A 20,444-nucleotide genomic window follows, 5' to 3' on the forward strand; every position below is an offset into this window, starting at 1 on the left:
ACAGGAGTACCAATGTCAGCACGCATCCTGATTATCGAAGACAACCCTACGAATATGGAGCTGATGGTGTACCTGCTCCGTGCCTTCGGCTATCAGCCGCTCCTGGCCCACAACGGAGAGGAAGGCGTGGAAGTGGCGCGCCGCGAAGTGCCCGACCTGATCATCTGCGATGTGCACCTGCCCAAGCTCGATGGCTACGGCGTGGTGGCGCAACTGAAACAAGACCCGGAACTGAAAGACATTCCCGCGCTGGCCGTGACCGCACTGGCCATGGTCGGCGACCGCGAAAAGCTGCTCGCTGCCGGCTTTGACGGCTATATCGGCAAGCCGATCGAACCTGACACCTTCGTCTCGCAAATCGAGTCTTTTTTGCCGGGGGAGATGTCGCCCCGGGATGAGAACGACATCGCGACGATCCTGATCGTCGACGATCATGTACTGAACCGCGAATTCCTGATGACGCTGCTGGGCTACAGCGGCCACCGCCTGCTGGAAGCGTCCAGCGGCATGGAAGGCTTGAAGGTGATGGAAGCGGAGCGGCCGGACCTGGTCATTTCCGACATCCTGATGCCGAACATGGATGGCTATGAGTTCGTCAACCGCATCCGCAGCAAGCCGGAACTGGCTGACGTGCCGATCATTTTCTATACCGCGACCTACCGCGAGCGCGAGGCGATGGCAGTGGCGGAAGCGTGCGGCGTGCGCTGGGTGCTGCCCAAGCCGTCCGACCCGGACGTGATCCTGAAGACGGTGCACCAGGCCCTGGGCATGGCGGAGCAGGGCGAGGCGCTGCCGGCATTTGCACCGGAGCCGCCCAGCCAGGGCCGCCTGTTCGATATCGAGCACAAGGTGGCGGAATACATCGACGAACTGGAGTCGAGCAGCCAGGGCATTACGCGCATCGCCAACAACGGCGAGACGCATGAAGGCGAGCCGGAACACCTGAACCAGATGACCGAGCGCCTGTCGCGTTCCCTCTCCAGCCTGCAGGCTGTCAGCTTGCGCCTGACGGCCCTGATCGAGCTGGGGATCGAGCTCGGCGCCGAGCGCGATGCGCAAGGCCTGATTGAAATCGGCGTGCGCGTGGCCCAGAATATTTGCGTGTCGCGCTTTGCCTGCATCGGCGTGCTGGAACAGGATGCGCAGGAGACCAGCTATTTTGCATCCTGCGGCGTGGGCGAACAGGCCCAGGTCGTGGCGGGCCAGCCGCGCGCCGGCATCCTTGACAGCCTGCTGCAGCAACGCCAGCCGGTTCGCATGAGCCGCCTGGGCGGCGATCCGCGTGAGATCGGGCTGCCGGCCGGGCACCCGCAGGTGCATTCCTTCCTTGGCGTGCCGATTGCCTCGCGCGAACGCGTGCACGGCTGGCTTTACCTGGTGGACAAGCTGGGCGCCGACGAATTCAACGAAGTCGATGAACGGGTGGCGGTGACGGTGGCGGCGCAGATTTCAGTCGCCTACGAAAACCTGCTGCTGTACGAGGAAATCAGCCGCCACCACGCCCAGCTCCAGCTGGACATGAACGCGCGCATCCGGCTTGACGAAGACCTGCGCCGCTTCCGGCTTGCCATGGACGCGACGGCCGATGCGATCTTCCTGGTCGACCGCGCCAATTCCTGTTTCATCGACGTCAATGTGACAGCCTGCCGCATGCTGGGTTTCGCGCGCGAGGAATTCCTGAAGGTTGGGCCGGATCGTGAGCTGGTTCCCGGCTTGCAGCCTTTGCAGGACCTGTACGACAAGCTGCTGGCGGGCGACCAGAGCGGGGCGATGGCCGAGTTGCTGCTTGAATGCAAGGATGGTTCGCCGCTGTCCGTGGAAGTGCAGCGCCGCACGCTGCGCTCGGGCCAGAACTGGATCCTGGTGGCCGTTGCGCGCGACATCACGGAGCGCAAGGAGGCGGAGCGCCGCCTGCTCAAGCTGGCCCATTTCGATACCCTGACCGGCCTGCCGAACCGCAGCCAGTTCTACGATTCCCTGACGCTGTCGCTGAAACAGGCGGCCGAGCATAACTGGGCGCTGGCGGTACTGTTCCTCGACATGGACCGCTTCAAGAACATCAACGACACGCTGGGCCACACCATCGGCGACGAGCTGCTGCGGCAGTTCTCCAGCCGACTGGTGGAGTGCCTGCGCGTGCGCGACACCATCGGGCGTTTCGGGGGCGACGAGTTCGCGGCGATCCTGATGCTGCCGGAAGGTGCGCAGAACGCCATCGCGGTAGTCGACAAGATCCGCGAGGCGATGCGCCAGCCCTTCGACCTGAAGGGCCACGAGGTGACGGTCACCGCCAGCATCGGCATTTCCGTTTTCCCGGAAGATGGCAGCGATCCCGATACCTTGATCCAGTACGCCGATACGGCGATGTACCGCGCCAAGGAGGCGGGCCGAGACGCCTTCCGCTTCTTCACCGCGGAGATGAATGCGCAATCGCTGGCGCGGCTGGACATGGAAAATGCGCTGCGGCGCGCCATCGACAACAATGAATTCAGGCTGTACTACCAGCCCAAGGTGCATATTGCCTCCGGCCGCATCAGCGGCGCCGAAGTGCTGCTGCGCTGGGAGCGGCCAGGCCACGGGCTGGTGTCGCCGGCGCTGTTCATCCCGCTGCTGGAGGAAACCGGCCTGATCGTGCGAGTCGGGAGCTGGGTGATGCATGAATCCTGCCGCAAGATTGCCGAGTGGGCGAAAGGAGATGTCGGCCCCGTGCATTTGTCGGTCAACGTATCCGGGATACAGTTCTTCGTCGGCGGCCTGGAAGAAGAGGTGATGCGGGCGATCAAGGAGAACGATATCTCGCCGGAACTGCTGGAGCTGGAGCTGACCGAAAGCTCGCTGATGTCCAATGCCGAGGAAACCATCACGGTCCTGCAAAACCTGAAGGCGCTGGGCGTGAAGATTTCGATCGACGATTTCGGCACCGGCTACTCGTCGCTGGCTTACCTGAAACGCTTCCCGATCGACAAGCTGAAGATCGACATCGCTTTCGTGCGCGAGGTAACCAGCAATCCGGACGATGCGGCGATCGTGCTGGCCATCATCAATATGGCCCACAGCCTGAAATTGAAAGTGATTGCGGAGGGCGTGGAGAAGGATGCGCAACTGTCCTACCTGCGGCGCCACGACTGCGACGAAATGCAGGGCTATTACTTCAGCCGCCCCTTGCCCGAGGCCGACTTCGTGCAGATGCTGCGCGAAGGGCGCCACCTACAAACGCCGACGGACGAAAGCATCGTCGACCAGCAAACCTTGCTGATTGTCGATGACGATGCCTTCATGCTCGATGTGCTGAGCGATTTCCTGGCGCAGGACGGCTACCGGATCCTGACTGCCCAGACCGCGGCGGAAGGCTTCGACGTGCTGGCGCGGCACCGCGTGCAGGTGATCCTGTGCGACCAGTGCATGCCGATGATGACCGGGACCGAGTTCATGGAGCGGGTCAAGAACCTGGCGCCGGATACGTTCCGCATCATGCTGTCGGCCTATGCAGACCTGACGCCGATCATGGCTGCCATCAACCACGGGGCGATTGACCGCTTCTACACCAAGCCGTGGAAGGGGGCGGTGCTGCGCGAGAATATCCGCGAAGGCTTCCGGCTGCATTCGCAAGTCAGGGCGCCGCAATACCTCAATTAATCGGCCGCCTGGCCGAGGGCGGCGAAGTGCAGGACCCAGCGGCCTTTCTCCGCCTTGACCAGCGCCGCCGCCTCGTCGTCGTAGAACGCACCGACGGGACAGGCGCCCAGTCCCCTGGCGACGGCGCCCAGCAGCCAGCGCTCGCTCATCAGGCCTGCTTCCAGGAAGGCCATGCGGTAGCCGCGGGCGCCGTTTTTCAGCGCCCGGGCGCTGTCGGCGGAGAGGATGAGGACGACGGCGGCGTCGCCGATGACGTCCTGGTCCAGCGCTGCGTTGCGGGCCTGTGCCGCGAAGTCGCCAAGCTGCACTGGCTGCAGCGCATGCCGCGTTGGCAGGTAGCGATAGACGCCGGGCCTTAGTCCAGCTACGCGATTCACCACCAGGTCTGCATGCAATGCGCCTGACAAGAGCGGTGCCTGCGCCATGTCGGCCAATATCGATGCCAGTTGCTGGAGCTGGACCGGCCGTTCCGGGAAGCGGCGCTGGCTGCGGCGCTGCAGGATTGTTCGGGCCAGGTCCATTGGCGCCGCATCGCCCGGCGGCAGGGCGACCAGTCCGTCCGCACGCAGTGCGCGCGCGGACGTGCCGCCGTTGGCCGCCGAGGTGGCGGCATGGATTTCGCCGGTCACGCCGAGGCTGGCCCCTGGAGCAGAATCGGCACTGCCGGGAGGCAGCGTTTGGGCTGCCGGCCTGCCCGGCGCGGCTGCAGTCGGGCGTGAAAAAGCCGCCATCGCAATCACGCCTTCCTGCACGCCATCCAGCCCGAATAGCGACGCCAGGGCCGTTTCGTCGAATTGTTCTAGAAGGACGGCGTGCACGCCAACATAATGTCCCGCCAGCCGGGCATTTTCCAGCAGGTGCCCCAGGTCGGCTGCGACATAGCGGTAAGCGCGATCGCGATACTTGTAACCGGTCCTCTGGAAGACAGCCGACACCACCATCAGCAAATCCGCCTCGACTGCAAGCAGCCCGGAACGAAGTCCGCCAAGCCACGCCAGCCGATGCTGGTCGGGATCAAAATGGTAAAGCCCCGGTTGCAAGCCATTGACACGCCTGGCAACCAGGTAAAGCTCGGCAGGGAACAGGGCGCCGGAAGAGGGCGCGGCGCGCAATGCAAGTCCTCCGCGCCTGGCGGTGACGCCTGCAGTCAGGTGCAGTAACTGCCCAACGGCCGCAAGGTCGAGAGCCTGCCCTGGGTGCGGCGCTGCCGGGCCGCGCAGCATGGCGCCCAGACTGCGAGAGTCGGCATCGTCCGGTACGGCGCGAGGCAAGGCGATATGTGGCGAGGCCGGATAGCTTTTGAAGGGAGGCCGTTGTGCGCCCCAATCGACCGCGGGAGCGCGGCGCAACATGCCGCTGCGCGAAGACGATGACGCTTCGTGATAGCGCAGCACCGTCGCAATGGCAGCCGCGAGAGTGTCGCCGCGCGCATCCGTCACGCCAACCGGGGGCGGTACGCCGCGCGCGCCCCAATGCGCACCAAGCGCAAAGGCCAGCACCAAAGCCCCCGCGATACCGGCGATCAGCACGCTGCCGCGCCACGCCCTGGCGCCGGCAGGCCGGTGCGGCGCTGGCGGCGAGCCATGCCGCTGCCGCAGCCAGCGCAGGGCCGTCGGCAAATTGAAGAACAGATGCAGCGACACCAGGAGCAGCGTCGCATAGCCGAACAGGTAATGCCAATCGAACACGGGAAGCTGCTGGTTGGCGACCCAGAACAATCCCAGGCCGGCAGTGCAGAGAAGGTAGGCCATCAGCAGCAGGCTGCTATGCATATTGAGCGCAAGGCGCGACGGTGCTTTCCCGCGCCATGCCAGCGCGAGCAGGGCGGCGTACACCGCCAACGGCAGCAGCACCCACAGGATTTTCGGCCCCATGCGGGCATTGTAGACCGCATTAGAAGCCCCGTTCTAGAGAGCGCGACTTACAATGGCAGCAGAATAAATACAGGAGCCGCCGCCATGGGTAAAAAGACGAAATCGTTTGAGGAAAGCGAAGAACGGCTGACCAAGGCAGTACGCGAATCGGCACAGGAGATCTGGAAGGCGGGGCTGGGGGCCTTCACCGACCTGCAAAAACGTGCCCGAGCCGTCGAAGGCGACCGCGCCGTCCATGTGCGCGAAACCGTCAATTCGCTGGAAAGAGTGTTCGAGGAGCGGGTGACGCGGGCGCTGGACTCGATTGGCGTGCCAATGCGGCAGGACATCAACGCCCTGATCGACCGGATGGATGAACTGAGCCGGCAGGTCGAAGAATTGAAGGCTTTGGTGAAAAAGCCCGTCAAAAAGGCCACAACGAAAAAAGCGTAACTTCTGGAAAGCTTCTAATAGTGATATCCTTGCAGGGGAAACAATAGAGCCCCCTGTTATGCTACAAAAAGCGCCAAGACGAACCCGCGAACGCATCCTGGAACTCTCGCTGCGCTTGTTTAACGAGTTCGGCGAGCCCAACATCACGACCACCGTCATTGCCGAGGAGATGAATATCTCCCCGGGGAACCTCTATTACCATTTCAGGAACAAGGACGACATCGTCAACTCCATCTTCGTCCAGTTCAAGGCTGAAGCGGAGCGCATGCTGCAGGTGCCTAGCGGCCGCCGCTCAAACGTGGAGGACGTGTGGCTGTACCTGCACTTGATGTTCGAGCTGATCTGGCGTTACCGCTTCTTCTACCGCGACCTGAACGACCTGCTGTCGCGCAACCGCAAGCTGGAGCTGGAGTTCAAGGAACTGCTGGCCCACAAGATCAAGGTGGCGCGCAATCTGTGCCTGGACCTGCGCAGCGAAGGCTCGCTGGAAGCCAGCGACATGGCGATCGACGCGATGTCGGTGAATATGGTGGTAGTGGCGACGTATTGGCTATCCTACGAATACGTGCGCAACCCGCGCAAATACTCCGAACAGCAATCGATGGCGGATGCACTGGCGCGCGGCTGCTACCAGGTGCTGTCCCAGATCGGCCCTTACCTGCGCGGCGAAACCAGCCTGCTGTTCCAGAAACTGTCCGAAGAATACCTGAAGAAGCTCAAATGAAATCGATTTGCGTATATTGCGGCGCCAATGCCGGCGCCTCCCCTCGTTACGCCGAACAGGCGCGTGCGCTGGCCGCGGCCCTGGTGGAGCAGAACCTGGCGCTGGTGTATGGCGGCGGCAATGTGGGCTTGATGGGCGTGATTGCCGACGAAGTGCTGCGCCTTGGCGGCGAAGTGACCGGCGTGATCCCGACCGCCCTGGTCGAGCGCGAAGTAGGCCATAACGGCCTGACGCGCCAGTTCATCGTCAAGGATATGCACGAGCGCAAAGCCATGATGGCGCAGTTGTCGGATGGCTTTATCGCCATGCCGGGCGGCATGGGCACGCTGGAAGAACTGTTCGAGATGCTGACCTGGTCGCAGCTCGGCATCCACAGCAAGCCGGTTGGCCTGCTGAACGTCGATGGTTTCTACGACAAGCTGGTCGGCTTCATCGAGCACGCCCGCGACCAGGGATTCATCAAGCCCCAGCACGCGGCCATGGTGCGTGTGAACGCCTCGCCGACGGCCCTGGTGCAAAGCCTGCGCGGCTAAGGCCAGAGCTTCTTGCCGGACGCATCGAGGTGGGTCAGGTACAGGCGGGTGTCGAACTCGTATTGGTGGTAGTTCGGCTCCATATACGTGCACAGCTTGTAGAACGCCTTGTCGTGTTGCTTTTCTTTTACGTGGGCCAGTTCGTGCACTGCGATCATGCGCAGGAATTCCAGCGGCACTTCCCTGAACATCGTCGCGACGCGGATTTCGTGCTTGGCTTTCAGCTTGCCGCCCTGGACGCGTGACACGGAGGTGTGCAGGCCGAGCGCGTGGTTGATCACGTGGATCTTGCTGTCGAAAGCCACTTTGTCAATCGGGGCCGCATTGCGCAGGAATTCGTTGCGAAGATCCTGGACGTAGTCGTACAGCGCACGGTCATTGCGGATATCGTGGGCTTTCGGATAACGTTGCAGCAGTACTTCGCCAAGGCGGCCCTGGTCCATTACCTGGCGGACCTGCGAAAGTGTCTGTTCTGAGTAAGCGCTGAGGTATTTCATGGCGGGGCGAATGGTATCATGGCCGCATGCGCACCCACGTCAATTCGGTGGGACTGCTGGTGGTCAGCGACCCCGTATTGAACTTCAGCTATCCCGCCCACATCCCCAGAGAATGCATCGATGCCTTGCCGTCGCTGCCGGGTATTTACATCTTTCGCGATGCGGCCGGCAAGCCGGTCTACATCGGCAAGAGCGTCAATATCCGCACACGGGTGCTGTCGCACATGCGAACGACGGAGGAAATGCAGATGCTGGCGCGCGCCGCCACGATCGACTTCGAGCGCACCGGCGGCGAGATTGGCGCTTTGCTGCGCGAATCGGAACTGGTCAAACGGCACCAGCCGGTCTTCAATTCCAAGCTGCGCAGGCTGCGCGAAATGTGCTCGATCAGCATGGGGGGCGACCATCCCGAGATCGTCTTTGCACGGGAAGTGGACTTTGCGCTGGCCGGCCAGCTATATGGACTGTTTGGCAGCAAAAAGGCGGCCATCGAAACGCTGCGCGACGTGGTTCATGCACGTAGCCTGTGCCCGGTGGCGACGGGGCTTGAGAAGGGCGTTCCGGGGCGGCCGTGTTTTGCGCGGCAGGTGGCGCGCTGCAAGGGCGCTTGCACTGGCGAAGAGCCTGCAGCCGATCACGCGGCACGGGTACGCCAGGCGCTGGAACCGTTGCGCGTGACACGCTGGCCGTTCGCTGGCGCGGTGGCAATCGTCGAAGAATCGGCGGGACTGCGCCAGCGTGCGATCGTCGATCGCTGGTGCTATCTTGGTGTCGACAAGCCGCGTGCGGCCGCTGTGAGCTTCGATATCGATGTGTACAATATCCTCGTGCGCCCGCTGCAGTCGGGCACTTTACGCATCGAGGAGCTTTGAATGTCGTTGAAGTTCAATGTATTCGGCACGCGCATCCATATTGAGCGCCAGGGCGGCCAGTGGGCTGCTTTCTATCCCGGTTCGGACGGCAAGCGGCGCGCGGCCGACTTCGTCATCCCGCACGATGTCGAGGAGGCCGACCTGGCCCTTTACCTCGGCGATCTTTTCCATGAAGAGGCGCGGCCTGCCTACCCTGAAGTGATCAGGGTAGCGTAATGGTTCCGTCAACACAGGTGATGGCGTTGCCGCCGACGCGGATTAGCTTGTCGCCGGTCGACAGTTTCAATATTCCCGCACGTCCGACACGCGCGCCTTGCGACGCAAGGAATTCGCGGCCAAAGGCGTCGGCCTGGCCGGTGTGGCGCAGGTAGGCGGCCAGGCTGCCATTGCCGCTGCCGCAAACCGGATCTTCATTGATGCCATGTGCAGGGGCGAAGGCGCGCACTTCGATATGTGTCGCGGCGCCTGCAGCGTGCGGACCGAAGATCACCACGCCAGTGTGGCGGCCTTTGATGTCTTGCGCCTTCATCCGCGCAAAATCCGGAGCGCATTCCAACACGGCTTCTGCGCTCGGCAACTGCGCGACTACCCAGCGCGCGCCGACCTCGACCAGGTGAGGTGAGACGCCTTGCGCCAGTGGCGTGTTGAGGATAGCGTGCAATTCATCAGCCTGACCGGCGTCGAGCGCGGTACAGGTCGGGGTGGGCAGGTCAAACGCGATCCATTGGGCGCCGTCCGGGGCGCTTTCCACCGTCAAGCGGACCAGTCCAGCGGCGCACTGCTGGACTAGCGCGCCATCGCGGGCGGTCACCATGCCGGCTTCCAACAAGGCGTGTGCCGTGCCAATGGTTGGATGCCCGGCGAAAGGCAGTTCGCCACCGGGAGTGAAAATCCGCACGTGGTAGTCGGCGCCAAGGGCGGTTACTGGTAACACGAAGCTGGTTTCGGACAGGTTGGTCCAATTCGCGATTTGCTGCATCTGCGCCGTGGACAGGCCAGCGGCGTCAAGCATGACAGCGACCGGGTTGCCCTTGAAGGGCGTGCTGGTGAAGACGTCAACAGTTTTGAGCGGAACGGTTTTCATGGCCTCAAGTGTATTTGCCGCTTGCCGCGGGCTGAAGCGACACTTGAGCAATCCAGGGCCAGTACTGTACTGGCCCTGCGACCGTTACACATCGGCGTCGCGTGCGGATTCGAAGCGGGCGCGCGTCAGTTCTTCCTTGCGCTCTCCGAAGGCGTAGTTCGCCTCCAACCACATCACATTGATGATGGCGGCGAAGACGGCGACGCAGATGCCGAGGATCCAGGTGAAGTACCACATGACTGATTCCTTTCAATAAGCGGTGTGTTCGTTTTCGTGAATATGGGCGCTGGTGACCTTGCCGCGCACCACGCGGTACACCCAGCTTGTGTACATCACGATAATCGGCAGCATGATCACCACGACCCAGAACATCACGGCCAGTGTCTTGTGGCTGGAGGTGGCGTCCCATGCAGTCAGGCTGTGCGAGGGCGCCAGCGAAGACGGCAGGACGAAGGGGAACATGGCGCCGCCAACAGTGAGCAGGATGCCGGCGACGCTCACGCCGCTGGCAAGGAAGGCTGCAACGGTGCGGCCTGCGGCGCTGAGCACGATCACCAGCACGGCGCCGAGGATGGCTGCCGCCGGGAAGGCCAGCGTCAGCGGCCAGTGCGAATAATTGTCCATCCATGCGCCGGCGGCAAGTACCACGGTTTTCGCCGGAGGCATGAAGGCGGTGCCGGCATCGGGCATGGCGGTGATGCGGTAGCCGGGCAGGGACGTGGCGACCCATAGTCCGGCGGCGGCGAACAATACGATGGTCAACGCGGCGGCAACCATCGCCATGCGGCGCGCGCGCTCGGCGATGACGCCCTCCGTCTTCTGGTGCAGGAAGGTGGCGCCGTGCATGGCGAGCATGGCGACAGCCAGCACGCCCGACAGCAGGCCGAATGGGTTGAGCAACTGGAAGAAATTGCCGGTGTATTCGAGCCGCAGCAGGTCGTCGTAGCGGAACGGGACGCCTTGCAGCACGTTGCCCATGCCGACGCCGAAGATCAGCGGTGGCACGAAGCCGCCGATGAACAGTCCCCAGTCCCAGCTGTTGCGCCAGCGCGGGTCGGCGATCTTGCTGCGGTAGTCGAAGCCCACCGGCCGGAAGAACAGGGCGAAGAGGGCGACGAGCAGGGCGATGTAAAGGCTGGAGAATGCCGCGGCATACACCAGCGGCCAGGCTGCGAACAGCGTGCCGCCCGCGGCTATGAACCAGGTCTGGTTGCCTTCCCAGGTCGGGCCGATGGTGTTGATGATGACGCGGCGTTCGGTGTCGTCCTTGCCGAGGAAGGGGAGCGCCATGCCGACGCCGAAGTCAAACCCATCGGTCAGTGCAAAGCCAAGCAGCAGTACGGCGACGAAGCACCACCAGATCACCTTATAGGTTTCGTAGTCGAAGATCATGCTTGCTGCTCCCAATGGTATTTGCCGGTGTGCAGGGCGCTTGGGCCGAGGCGGGCGTACTTGAACATCAGCTTCATTTCAATCACCAGCAGCACGGTATAGAACAAGGCGAAGCCGGCCAGGCTGAAATACAGGTTCGATGGCTGGATGCTGGAGGCCGACAGGTGGGTCGGCAAAATCCCCGCAATCGTCCAGGGCTGGCGGCCGTATTCCGCCACGATCCAGCCCAGTTCCGCGGCAATCCACGGCAGCGGGATCGCCAACACGGCCAGCTTGAGCAGCCAGCGCTGCGGCGCCAGGCGCTGGCGGATCAGGAAGTAGAACGAGGCGCTGAAGATGAACAGGAAGGCCAGGCCAAGTCCTACCATGCCGCGGAAGGCCCAGAACAGCGGGGCTACTTTGGGGATGGTGTCATCCACCGCCATCTTTACCTGGGCGTCGGTGGCGTCGATCACGTTTGGCGTGTACTTCTTGAGCAGCAGACCGTAGCCCAAGTCTTCCTGCAGCGCTTTGAAGCCTGCCAGCGCCTCGGGCGACTTATCGCCGGCCTTGATGCGCGTCAGTGCGGCATAAGCTTTCATGCCATTGCGGATGCGGACTTCGTGGTTCGCCTTCAGCTCGGAAATGCCAGTGACCGGCTTGTCGATCGAGCGAGTGGCAATGAGTCCCATGACGTAAGGGATCTTGATCGCGTAGTCGGTGCGTTGATGCTCGTCGTTGGGCAGTCCGAATACGGTGATGCCGGCAGGAGCGGGTTCCGTGTGCCATTCGGCTTCGATGGCGGCCAATTTGACTTTGTTCACTTCACCCACGGTGTAGCCGGATTCGTCCCCCAGCACGATCACGGACAGGGTCGAGGCCAAGCCAAAGCCTGCGGCAATCGCGAACGAGCGCAGGGCAAACGCCACGTCGCGCGCCTTTAGTAAATACCAGGCGGAGACGCCGAGCACGAACATGGAGGCGGTGACATAGCCTGCCGCCACGGTATGCACGAACTTCACTTGCGCCACCGGGTTGAAGATCACGTCGGCGATGCTGGTCAGTTCCATGCGCATGGTTTCGACATTGAACTCCGCGCCGACCGGATGGTTCATCCAGCCGTTGGCGATCAGGATCCACAGCGCGGACAGGCTGGAGCCGAAGGCCACCAGGAAGGTGACGAGCAGGTGCTGGCGCCTGGAGAGCTTGTTCCAGCCGAAGAAGAACAGGCCGACGAAGGTTGATTCGAGGAAGAAGGCCATCATGCCCTCGATCGCCAATGGCGTGCCGAAGATATCGCCCACATAGTGCGAGTAATAAGCCCAGTTGGTGCCGAACTGGAATTCCAGCGTGATGCCGGTGGTAACACCCATGGCAAAGTTAATGCCGAACAGCTTGCCCCAGAACTTGGTCATGTCGCGATAGATTTCGCGGCCGGTCATCACATAGACCGACTCCATGATGACCAGGATCCAGGACAGGCCCAGCGTCAGCGGGACAAACAGGAAATGGTATAGGGCGGTGAGCCCGAACTGCAGCCGGGACAGGGCAACAACTTCATCGACGGGTGCCATCTTTGACCTTTTCGGTAAGGGTTGGCGCGGGCGCCGCCAGCAGGTGTTTTTCCACCTGCCCGGTCGGCAGCCGCATTTTCTTGGTTTGCGGATGCGAGAAGAAGGCGTACCACAGGCCGTACAGCAGCAAGGCCTTGACGGCCAGTGCGATCGTGATGGTCAGGGCCAGGCTGTGGCGGCCGGGGGGCTTCATTTGCTGTCCTCTTCAGCCTCGCTGCGGCTGGAGCGGAATTTGCCGCGCACAACGTCGCCCACATCAAGCAGCTTCTTGACGGTGGAGCCCATTTTCATCAGGGAAGCCAGGGTGTCCGGCGACAGGCGCTGCACGTCGTCGAACCAGGAGCTGGAAAGCTCGATCAGTTCATACATCTCGCGCATGCGTTCCTGGGCATAGCGGTCTTCCGCCGTGGAGGCGGATTCGAGCATCGCGTCGCGCAGCATGGACAGGGTCGGTTCGACCTCGCGGCGGCGCCGTTCTTCCAGCAAGGTCTTGAAAATGTCCCACACGTCTTTCGGCGGTTCGAAATATTCGCGGCGATCGTTTGGCTGGTGCAGCAGCTTGACCAGGCGCCAGGATTGCAGTTCCTTCAAGCCCATGGAAACGTTGGAACGCGAAAATTCCAGGTGCTCTGCAATTTCATCGGCATTCAGCGGGCGGTTGCTGACGTAGAGCAGGGCATAGATTTGCCCGACAGTGCGGTTGATCCCCCAGCGGCTGCCCATTTCGCCAAAGTGGAGGATGAATTTCTGTGCGAGGGGGCTCAGGTTTACCATTTCTTGATCTGCTTCCTTGAGTTTTTGAATTTTCAGGATTTCCTGAAATTATAGGACGATTCAAAAAACTTTGCGCTGTATAATCGTGTATATTGCGCTTTTGCAAAGGAATGCTGATGAAACGTATCACTGCTGTCTTGCTGTTGGGCGCCGCTGGCGCCGCCTCTGCTGCAGATATCACTGTATCCGCCGCAGCCAGTCTCAACAACGCTTTCCGTGAGGCAGCAGCGGCCTACGAAGCAGCCCATCCGGGCGACAAGGTCCTGCTGAACTTTGCAGCATCCGATGCGCTGGTGGCCCAGATTGCCAAGGGGGCGCCGGTGGATGTCTTTGCCTCCGCCGACCAGGACGCCATGGACAAGGCCCAGCCGCACCTGGCGCCGGGCAGTCGCCGCGACTTCGCCAGCAATCGCCTGGTGGTGGCTGTTCCGTTCGGCAGCAAGCTGGAACTGCGCACGTTGGCCGACTTGCGCCAGCCGGCGCTGCAGCGGCTGACCACGGGCAATCCGGCCAGCGTGCCTGTTGGCCGCTACACCAAGGGCGCGCTGGAAAAAATAGGGCTGTGGGGCGAACTGGAACCCAAATTCGTGTTCGGAACGAATGTGCGCCAGAGCCTTGACTATATCGCCCGTGGCGAAGTCGAGGCAGGCCTGGTGTACCAGACCGACGTCGCTTCGCAAGCGGAGAAGGTGCGCACAGCGATGGTGGTGCCGACCAGGACGCAGATCACCTATCCGCTGGCCGTCATCAAGGACGCGCCAAATCCGGTGGGTGCGCGCGGTTTTGCCGATTTCATCATGTCCGCCGGCGGCCAGGCCATCCTGGCGCGCCACGGATTCGGAAAACCATAAGCAATGGATGCTGCGCTGATCGCCCTTGGCCTGTCACTGAAGGTGGCGTTGTGGGCCATCTTGATTGACCTGGTCCTGGGTGTCGGCTTCGGCTACCTGCTGGCGCGCGGCCGCTTCCCCGGCCGCGATGTGCTGGATGCCTTGCTCACGCTGCCGATGGTGATGCCGCCGACGGTGCTGGGTTATTACCTCCTTGTGCTGATCGGCCGCAATGGCCCGTTAGGTCATTGGCTGCAGCAGCACTTCGGCATCAACCTGATCTTCACCTGGCAAGGTGCAGTCATCGCGGCAGCGGTCGTCGCTTTTCCGCTGGTGCTGAAAGGTGCGCGCTCGGCCTTCGAAGCTGTCGACGTGCAGCTGGAGCAAGCCGCCCGCGTGCTGGGCGTGCCGCCGCTTGGCGTATTCCTGCGTGTCAGCCTGCCGCTGGCGTGGCGCGGCGTGCTGGCCGGCACCTTGCTGGCTTTCGCTCGTTCGATGGGCGAGTTTGGCGCCACGCTGATGGTGGCGGGAAGCATTCCCGGCAAGACGCAAACGCTGTCGATTGCCGTCTATGAGGCGGTGCAGGCGGGGCAGGACGATACGGCCAACCTGCTGGTGATCATTACGTCGCTCACCTGCATCATCGTGCTGGTGGCTGCGAACCGGCTGGTACCGAATCGCGCGCAGGGGGCGGCATGACGATCAGTGTGAATATCCGCAAGGCCCTGCGCGCCGGGCCGCGCAGCTTCCTGCTCGATGCGCGGTTCGAATCGGCGAGCAAGCGGGTCGTGATCTACGGCGCATCAGGTGCCGGCAAGAGCCAGATGCTGAAAGCGATTGCCGGCTTGTCGCGTCCTGACAGCGGCATGATTGAACTGGATGGGCAGAAGCTGTTCGACAGCAGCGCGGGAATCGATGTGCCGACGCGCAAGCGGCGCGTAGGCTACCTGTTCCAGGACTATGCCTTATTCCCGCACCTGAACGTGCGGCAGAATATCGGCTTCGGCCTGCAGCGCGGCTGGTTCAATCCGTCGCATCGCGGCGAGCCGGAAGCAGTGCGCTATTGGCTGGAAGCCTTTGGCCTGGCCGAGGTCGCGCATCAGCGGCCGGCGGAATTATCCGGCGGCCAGCGGCAGCGCGTGGCGCTGGCCCGTGCGCTGGTGGCGGAACCGAGTGCGCTGCTGCTGGACGAGCCATTCGCTGCGCTGGACCCGGCGCTGCGCGTGCGCATGCGCGCCGAACTCGATAGCCTGCAGCGCCGGCTCGATATTCCGATGCTGCTGATTACGCATGATCCCGACGACGCCGCCACTTTCGGGGGGCATGTATTGACGATGGCTGACGGCCGCGTGGCCGGAGAGGGCAGCAATGGTTAAAGAGGTCGCACTGCAAGGTGAAGTGTGGATCACGCTTGATGGCAAGGACTTCGGCGGCCACCAGCGCGTCGAACTGCTGGCCAGCATCGCGCAGCATGGCTCGATCACGCAAGGCGCCAAGGCAATCGGCATGAGCTACAAGGCTGCATGGGATGCGATCGATGCGATGAACAACCTGGCCGGCGAACCGCTGCTGGAACGATCCGCCGGCGGCAAGGGCGGCGGCGGTACGCGGCTCACGCATCGCGGCGCGCAACTGGTGGCGAACTTCCGCCGCATCGAATACGAGCACAGTGTGTTCATGAAACACCTGAGCCGCCAATCGCAAGGGTTGGCAGATGATTACCTCCTGTTGCAATCAATGAAAATGAAAACCAGCGCGCGCAATCAATTCTCCGGAACCGTGGCACGTATCAAGCCGGGCGCGGTCAATGACGAAATCATCCTGCGCATTGTTGGCGGCCAGGAGATTGTTGCAATCATCACACACGAGAGCGCAGAAAGCCTTTGTTTGCAAGAAGGAACGGAAGCTTTCGCTTTAGTTAAGGCTTCTTCGATCATCCTGGCGACCGGCGAAACCGGCAAACTGTCGGCGCGAAATCAGCTGCGCGGCACGGTATGCCGCGTGCAGCCTGGCGCCGTCAATTCCGAGGTGACCATTGCCTTGCCCGGCGGCGGCACCATCGCGGCCACCGTCACGCGCGACAGCGAGCAAGCGATGGAGCTCGAAGTAGGCATCGAAGCGACCGCCTTGTTCAAGGCGTCGAGCGTGATCATCGGCGTTCCGATATGAATTCCGTTTTGCAACGTTATGAGGATTTGCTAAGCTAGTCCACTTTTCGGGCCCGCCCCGTCCTTTTTGGAAAAGAAATGGAACTGCTAGCAAAATATTTCCGATGCCAGGGGCGCATCAATCGCCGCACCTGGCTGACACGTATTATCGCGCTTGGCCTGGTCTGCCTGGCCTTCGGCATGCTCGCCAATGAGCTGCTTGGCGATCCCGGCGCCGCCGCGTTCGCGCTGGCCTTCACCTGGGGCGCGCTGGCCGTCTCCACCCAGCGCCTGCATGATATCGGCCGCTCCGGCCCGAGTCTTCTTTTGCTGTTGATCCCTGTCCTGGGCCCGCTCTGGGTACTGCTCCTGCTTTGCCGCCGCGGCGGAGAAGGCAAGAACCGCTATGGCGACGACCCGCTGTCGCGCCACGATTACCTGCAAGTGAACATCGCAAAGTAAGACTATGCCAACTGTAAACGACGTCACCCAGCTCAACCCGATCAATGTCTACGCGGTAGCGACACCCAGCACCACCGCCGACCTGCAGGATGCATTGCGCAAGACCAGCCTGCCGATTTCCATCGGCGGCGGCCATTTCAGCATGGGCGGCCATACGGCCAGCCCCGGCAGCCTGCACCTTGACCTGCGCGGCATGAACCGCGTGCTCGAATTCTCGCCGGCGGACCGCCTGATCCGCGTGCAGGCCGGCATCCGCTGGTGCGATATCCAGCGCTTCATCGACCCGCACGGGTTGTCGGTGAAGATCATGCAGACCTATGCCAATTTCACCGTCGGCGGCGCGCTGTCGGTCAATGCCCACGGGCGCTATATGGGCCTGGGCCCGGTGGTGCTGTCGGTGCGTTCGATTACGCTGGTGCTGGCCAGCGGGGAAGTGCGCGAAGCGAGCCCGCAGCAGGACAGCGAGCTGTTTTACGCGGCAATTGGCGGCTACGGCGCGATCGGCATCATCGCCGAGGCGGAGCTGGAACTGGTGCCGAATACGCGCGTGCAGCGCGGCAGCGTAAAGCTGGCGACCAGGGATTACCCGGCGTGGTTCGACGTGAATGTGCGCGGCCGCAAGGAGATCACTTTCCATAACGCCGACCTGTATCCGCCGCAGTACAACCGTGCGCGCGCCGTGACCTGGACCGTGACCGACCTGCCGGCCGACAAGCCGCGCCTGCAACCGCTGAACCGCGCCTACCTGGCGGAGCTGTATTTCCTGTGGTCGGTGTCCGAATCGCCGTTCGGCAAATGGCGCCGCGAGTACCTGCTCGACCCGCTGCTGTACCGGAAGAAGAAGGTCCACTGGCGCAATTACGAGGCCGGCTACGACACGGCGGAACTGGAGCCGCTGGGCCGCACTGAGCGCACCTACGTGCTGCAGGAGTATTTCGTGCCTTGCACGCGCATGGACGAATTCGTGCCGAAGCTGTCGGCTATCCTGGCCAAGCATCGTGTCAACACCATCAATATCTCGATTCGCCATGCACTGTCCGATCCGGGCACCTTGCTGTCGTGGGCGCGCGGCGAGACCTTCGCTTTCGTGCTGTACCACAAGCAGCGCACGCGCGACAATGCGCGCGAACGCGTTGGCGTGTGGACGCGCGAGTTGATCGACGCCGTGCTGGAATGCGGCGGCACCTACTACCTGCCATACCAGCTGCACGGCACGCATGAACAATTCCACCGCGCCTACCCGCGCGCGAAAGAGCTGTTCGCCATGAAGCGCGAGCTCGATCCCGAGTACCGCTTGCGCGGCGCCCTGTGGGACAAATACTATGCGCCGACGCTGGACCTGAACCCGGATGGCGAAGCGGCGCGCCGTTCGCTGTTCCATTCGGTGTACGGCAGCGAGCGCGAAGCGGACAAGTTCTACGCCTTCCTGCAGAACATCTTCAACCTGTTCCCGGAAGACCGCTTCCACACCCTGATCCGCAAGGCGACCACCGAAAACGACGACGAGGAATCGATCTACCGCGCCTTGCAGGCGGGCCTGCCGGGCATTACGCCGCCGCTGTCGCTGCTGCGTTATGCCTTGCCGTCATTGATGGTGCAGAAAGAAGAAATGGGTGTTCAGGCCAAGCGCCTGCTGGGCGACCAGGTGTTGAGGGATTACGTGGAGATCGGCACCACCGGCCGCTACGTCAACGCACTGCGCAAGCACCTCAAGCTGAAGGGCAAAGTGACGCTGGTGCACGACAAGGCGCCAGGCTATTCTCCTGTCGATATCGTGGAACGGGGCGGCTTGCTGCAGGTCGGCAAGTTCGTGCAGATGAAGGACTTCGCGCCCATCGAACTGCCGGAGCAAAGCGCGGACCTGGTCAGCTGCTTCGTCGGCCTGCATCACATGGAACCGCACAAGCTGGCGCCGTTCCTGGCGTCGGTGGCGAATGTCGTGCGTCCCGGCGGCTATTTCGTGGTGCGCGACCACGACGTGAAAGACCGCGCCATGGACGATTTCGTCAGCCTGGCCCATTGCGTGTTCAATGCCGGCCTGGGCGAGCCGTGGGCGGTCAATTCGTCGGAGCTGCGCTTCTTCGCTTCGGTGGACGAATGGATCAAGCGCGTGGAAGCAGCCGGCTTCGAGCACACGGGCGAGCGCATCGTGCAGGATGGCGATCCGTCCGCGAACGTCCTGATGGCCTTCAAACGGATCTGATATGCGCAAACTCTTGCTGGCTTTGAGCCTGCTGGCCGCTTGCCTGACCAGTTCCGCCGAAAGCCCGATTGCGGCGGAACAACGGCGCAGCGTGGAGCAGACTTTCCTGACCTTCCCTGAATGGTTCCTGGTGCACAGCCCGGCCGAATACGCCCGCTATGTGAAGCAGCATCCGGCCCACAACTTCCCCTTCCTCGGGCATGTAGGCCAGATCTGGACCAGTTATGCAGCCGTGACTGAAGAACAGGTGCGTGCCAGGTATCCGGGCAACGCCGGCTATCACGTGATGATCGGCGTCATCGGCGGCAGTACCTCGGTGGAATATGGCTTGCGCTCGCTGTATGAAAACACGCTGGGCCGCATCAGCTGGGCCACCGCCTCGGCGCTGACGCCGGAAGACGAATACGGCGCGCGCGTGGCGCAGGATTACGTCGACTTCATCCGCAAGGAGCCTTGGTACCTGTACAACTTCAGCACCAAGCTGAAAGGCCTGTGGACGGATACGCCGCTGTTCGGCGCCAATATGCTGCGCAAGCTCGAGCGGCGCTATGCCTTGACCACCGAATACCTGGTGAAGGCGGCCTACGGCAAGTTGATCAAGCTGGCGACCAGTGCCGCCTACGAGCCGGCCCTGATGACGACGCAGGTGGTGGTCGACCACGAGCCTTACGACCTGGCCGACATGCCCAACGTCAAGCTGCTGCGCATGCTGGACGATGGCCGCGCCGTGCTGGAGCTGCCGCGCTATTACGACTTCCGCCTGGCAGCAACGCGCCTTGGGCTGCAGGACGTGCAGTTGCAGGACATTGCCGGCAACAGCGGCGTCATCCTGGTGACGGTGCTGACGCGCGGGCAGGGCACGGCGGCGCCACCGGACACGCGGGTGTTGTTCGAACAGCCGATCCTGACCGAACCGGGGCGCAAGCGGGTGGCGCTGGTGATGCGGGTGTCGGCATTGTCACGCTACCTGGTCGACGCGCCGCGCCAGGGCGTCGAGGTGGAGCACGTGTACGACTATTAATGCCGGCCGCGGCCAGCGCTCGCCAGGCAGGCCTCAGCCTGCTTCGCCTTTTTCGCCTTGCCGGTTGCCGCCGCGCGCAGTCTGTCGACTCTCGCCGCCTTTGCGCCCGATTTCCGCCATGTGCTCGCGGTTGCGGCTCACCACTTCGCCGCCTTTCTGGCCGGCGCGGCGCGCTTCTTCCGGGGTGAATTCATGCGCCGTGCCCTTCTGGTGCGCGGCCTGGCCGCCCTTGCTGGCAATCATGCGCTGGGTTTCCTTATCCATCGCTGCGAAGCCGCGCTTGCCATTGCCGATTCTGACCTGCTCGTCCTGTGTAGCCATGATCCACCTCCCTCAATGTGCCCAGAAATCCGGGCGTGTGCCCGGGCCGGAAGCAGCGTCGCGGCTGCTTCTTGGGCTTGGAGGGAAGG

22 protein-coding genes are annotated in these 20,444 nt (G+C 62.6%); 13 read left to right on the top strand and 9 right to left on the bottom strand.

Features of this window, described 5'->3' with window-relative positions:
• Positions 1–12: 12 nt before the first annotated feature.
• Positions 13–3,636, top strand: a complete 3,624-nt coding sequence (locus tag ACN9M3_RS12200; RefSeq protein ID WP_426171038.1) for an EAL domain-containing protein — start codon at positions 13–15, stop codon at positions 3,634–3,636.
• On the opposite strand, the gene ACN9M3_RS12205 is transcribed toward ACN9M3_RS12200, so the two are convergent.
• Complete coding sequence (locus ACN9M3_RS12205; protein ID WP_426323739.1) at positions 3,633–4,988, bottom strand: SagB/ThcOx family dehydrogenase; 1,356 nt, start codon at positions 4,986–4,988, stop codon at positions 3,633–3,635. The two genes, ACN9M3_RS12200 and ACN9M3_RS12205, sit on opposite strands and share 4 nt — an antisense overlap.
• A 606-nt stretch (positions 4,989–5,594) precedes the next feature.
• On the opposite strand from ACN9M3_RS12205, the gene ACN9M3_RS12210 reads away from it, so the two are divergent.
• Genes ACN9M3_RS12210 through ACN9M3_RS12220 form a run of 3 tightly spaced genes read left to right on the top strand, consistent with a single transcriptional unit; the run spans position 5,595 to position 7,199 of the window.
• Positions 5,595–5,942, top strand: a complete 348-nt coding sequence (locus tag ACN9M3_RS12210) for a phasin family protein (protein ID WP_426171040.1) — start codon at positions 5,595–5,597, stop codon at positions 5,940–5,942.
• Between the two features lie 58 nt (positions 5,943–6,000).
• Positions 6,001–6,666 carry a TetR/AcrR family transcriptional regulator gene (locus ACN9M3_RS12215; protein WP_055934831.1) on the top strand — a complete coding sequence of 222 codons (666 nt, stop codon included), beginning with the start codon at positions 6,001–6,003 and terminating at the stop codon, positions 6,664–6,666.
• Positions 6,663–7,199, top strand: a complete 537-nt coding sequence (locus ACN9M3_RS12220) for a TIGR00730 family Rossman fold protein (RefSeq protein WP_426171042.1) — start codon at positions 6,663–6,665, stop codon at positions 7,197–7,199. The genes ACN9M3_RS12215 and ACN9M3_RS12220 overlap by 4 nt, the downstream gene beginning before the upstream one ends.
• On the opposite strand, the gene ACN9M3_RS12225 is transcribed toward ACN9M3_RS12220, so the two are convergent.
• Positions 7,196–7,696, bottom strand: coding sequence for a YgjP-like metallopeptidase domain-containing protein (locus ACN9M3_RS12225; protein WP_426171044.1), 501 nt, complete (start codon positions 7,694–7,696; stop codon positions 7,196–7,198). The genes ACN9M3_RS12220 and ACN9M3_RS12225 overlap by 4 nt on opposite strands.
• A 26-nt stretch (positions 7,697–7,722) precedes the next feature.
• Between ACN9M3_RS12225 and ACN9M3_RS12230 the strand changes: the two genes are divergently transcribed.
• Positions 7,723–8,568: an endonuclease gene (locus ACN9M3_RS12230; RefSeq protein ID WP_426322700.1), complete on the top strand. Its 846-nt coding sequence runs from the start codon at positions 7,723–7,725 to the stop codon at positions 8,566–8,568.
• Positions 8,569–8,784, top strand: a complete 216-nt coding sequence (locus ACN9M3_RS12235) for a DUF7661 family protein (RefSeq protein ID WP_426322702.1) — start codon at positions 8,569–8,571, stop codon at positions 8,782–8,784. It abuts the gene before it with no gap.
• Here the strand turns inward: ACN9M3_RS12235 and ACN9M3_RS12240 are convergent.
• The 6 genes from ACN9M3_RS12240 to ACN9M3_RS12265 all read right to left on the bottom strand — a co-directional run bounded on the left by ACN9M3_RS12240 (position 8,771) and on the right by ACN9M3_RS12265 (position 13,371).
• Complete coding sequence (locus ACN9M3_RS12240) at positions 8,771–9,652, bottom strand: PhzF family phenazine biosynthesis protein (protein ID WP_426322704.1); 882 nt, start codon at positions 9,650–9,652, stop codon at positions 8,771–8,773. The genes ACN9M3_RS12235 and ACN9M3_RS12240 overlap by 14 nt on opposite strands.
• Before the next feature lie 84 nt (positions 9,653–9,736).
• The gene (cydX, locus tag ACN9M3_RS12245; protein WP_426171053.1) at positions 9,737–9,889 is read right to left on the bottom strand and encodes a cytochrome bd-I oxidase subunit CydX; all 153 of its coding nucleotides are present in this window, start codon (positions 9,887–9,889) and stop codon (positions 9,737–9,739) included.
• 12 nt (positions 9,890–9,901) lie between these two features.
• Positions 9,902–11,044 (bottom strand): cytochrome d ubiquinol oxidase subunit II, encoded by a 1,143-nt coding sequence (gene cydB, locus ACN9M3_RS12250; RefSeq protein WP_426322706.1) that lies wholly within the window; start codon positions 11,042–11,044, stop codon positions 9,902–9,904.
• Positions 11,041–12,597: a cytochrome ubiquinol oxidase subunit I gene (locus ACN9M3_RS12255; RefSeq protein ID WP_426322708.1), complete on the bottom strand. Its 1,557-nt coding sequence runs from the start codon at positions 12,595–12,597 to the stop codon at positions 11,041–11,043. Before ACN9M3_RS12255 ends, cydB begins: the two co-directional genes overlap by 4 nt.
• Positions 12,581–12,790 (bottom strand): cytochrome oxidase putative small subunit CydP, encoded by a 210-nt coding sequence (gene cydP / locus ACN9M3_RS12260; RefSeq protein WP_426171059.1) that lies wholly within the window; start codon positions 12,788–12,790, stop codon positions 12,581–12,583. Before cydP ends, ACN9M3_RS12255 begins: the two co-directional genes overlap by 17 nt.
• Positions 12,787–13,371: a GbsR/MarR family transcriptional regulator gene (locus ACN9M3_RS12265; RefSeq protein WP_426322711.1), complete on the bottom strand. Its 585-nt coding sequence runs from the start codon at positions 13,369–13,371 to the stop codon at positions 12,787–12,789. The genes cydP and ACN9M3_RS12265 overlap by 4 nt, the downstream gene beginning before the upstream one ends.
• A 116-nt stretch (positions 13,372–13,487) precedes the next feature.
• On the opposite strand from ACN9M3_RS12265, the gene modA reads away from it, so the two are divergent.
• From modA to ACN9M3_RS12300, 7 genes are all read left to right on the top strand, one after another.
• On the top strand, positions 13,488–14,222 hold the full coding sequence (modA, locus tag ACN9M3_RS12270) for a molybdate ABC transporter substrate-binding protein (RefSeq protein WP_426322713.1): 735 nt from the start codon (positions 13,488–13,490) through the stop codon (positions 14,220–14,222).
• Between the two features lie 3 nt (positions 14,223–14,225).
• The gene (gene modB, locus ACN9M3_RS12275) at positions 14,226–14,900 is read left to right on the top strand and encodes a molybdate ABC transporter permease subunit (RefSeq protein ID WP_426322715.1); all 675 of its coding nucleotides are present in this window, start codon (positions 14,226–14,228) and stop codon (positions 14,898–14,900) included.
• Positions 14,897–15,577, top strand: a complete 681-nt coding sequence (locus ACN9M3_RS12280) for an ATP-binding cassette domain-containing protein (RefSeq protein ID WP_426322717.1) — start codon at positions 14,897–14,899, stop codon at positions 15,575–15,577. Before modB ends, ACN9M3_RS12280 begins: the two co-directional genes overlap by 4 nt.
• Positions 15,570–16,370 (top strand): TOBE domain-containing protein, encoded by an 801-nt coding sequence (locus ACN9M3_RS12285; RefSeq protein WP_426171068.1) that lies wholly within the window; start codon positions 15,570–15,572, stop codon positions 16,368–16,370. Before ACN9M3_RS12280 ends, ACN9M3_RS12285 begins: the two co-directional genes overlap by 8 nt.
• A gap of 77 nt (positions 16,371–16,447) precedes the next feature.
• Positions 16,448–16,810: a DUF805 domain-containing protein gene (locus ACN9M3_RS12290; RefSeq protein WP_426171070.1), complete on the top strand. Its 363-nt coding sequence runs from the start codon at positions 16,448–16,450 to the stop codon at positions 16,808–16,810.
• A gap of 4 nt (positions 16,811–16,814) precedes the next feature.
• Positions 16,815–19,013 carry an FAD-binding protein gene (locus tag ACN9M3_RS12295; RefSeq protein ID WP_426171071.1) on the top strand — a complete coding sequence of 733 codons (2,199 nt, stop codon included), beginning with the start codon at positions 16,815–16,817 and terminating at the stop codon, positions 19,011–19,013.
• 1 nt (position 19,014) lies between these two features.
• A complete protein-coding gene (locus ACN9M3_RS12300; protein ID WP_426171072.1) occupies positions 19,015–20,034 on the top strand; it encodes a hypothetical protein in 1,020 nt (339 codons plus the stop codon).
• A gap of 33 nt (positions 20,035–20,067) precedes the next feature.
• Here the strand turns inward: ACN9M3_RS12300 and ACN9M3_RS12305 are convergent, their stop codons facing one another.
• Positions 20,068–20,355: a KGG domain-containing protein gene (locus tag ACN9M3_RS12305; RefSeq protein ID WP_426171074.1), complete on the bottom strand. Its 288-nt coding sequence runs from the start codon at positions 20,353–20,355 to the stop codon at positions 20,068–20,070.
• Positions 20,356–20,444 lie beyond the last annotated feature (89 nt).

This window comes from Pseudoduganella sp. R-43 (genome assembly GCF_049913255.1).
Classification (GTDB): Bacteria; Pseudomonadota; Gammaproteobacteria; order Burkholderiales; family Burkholderiaceae_D; genus Rugamonas.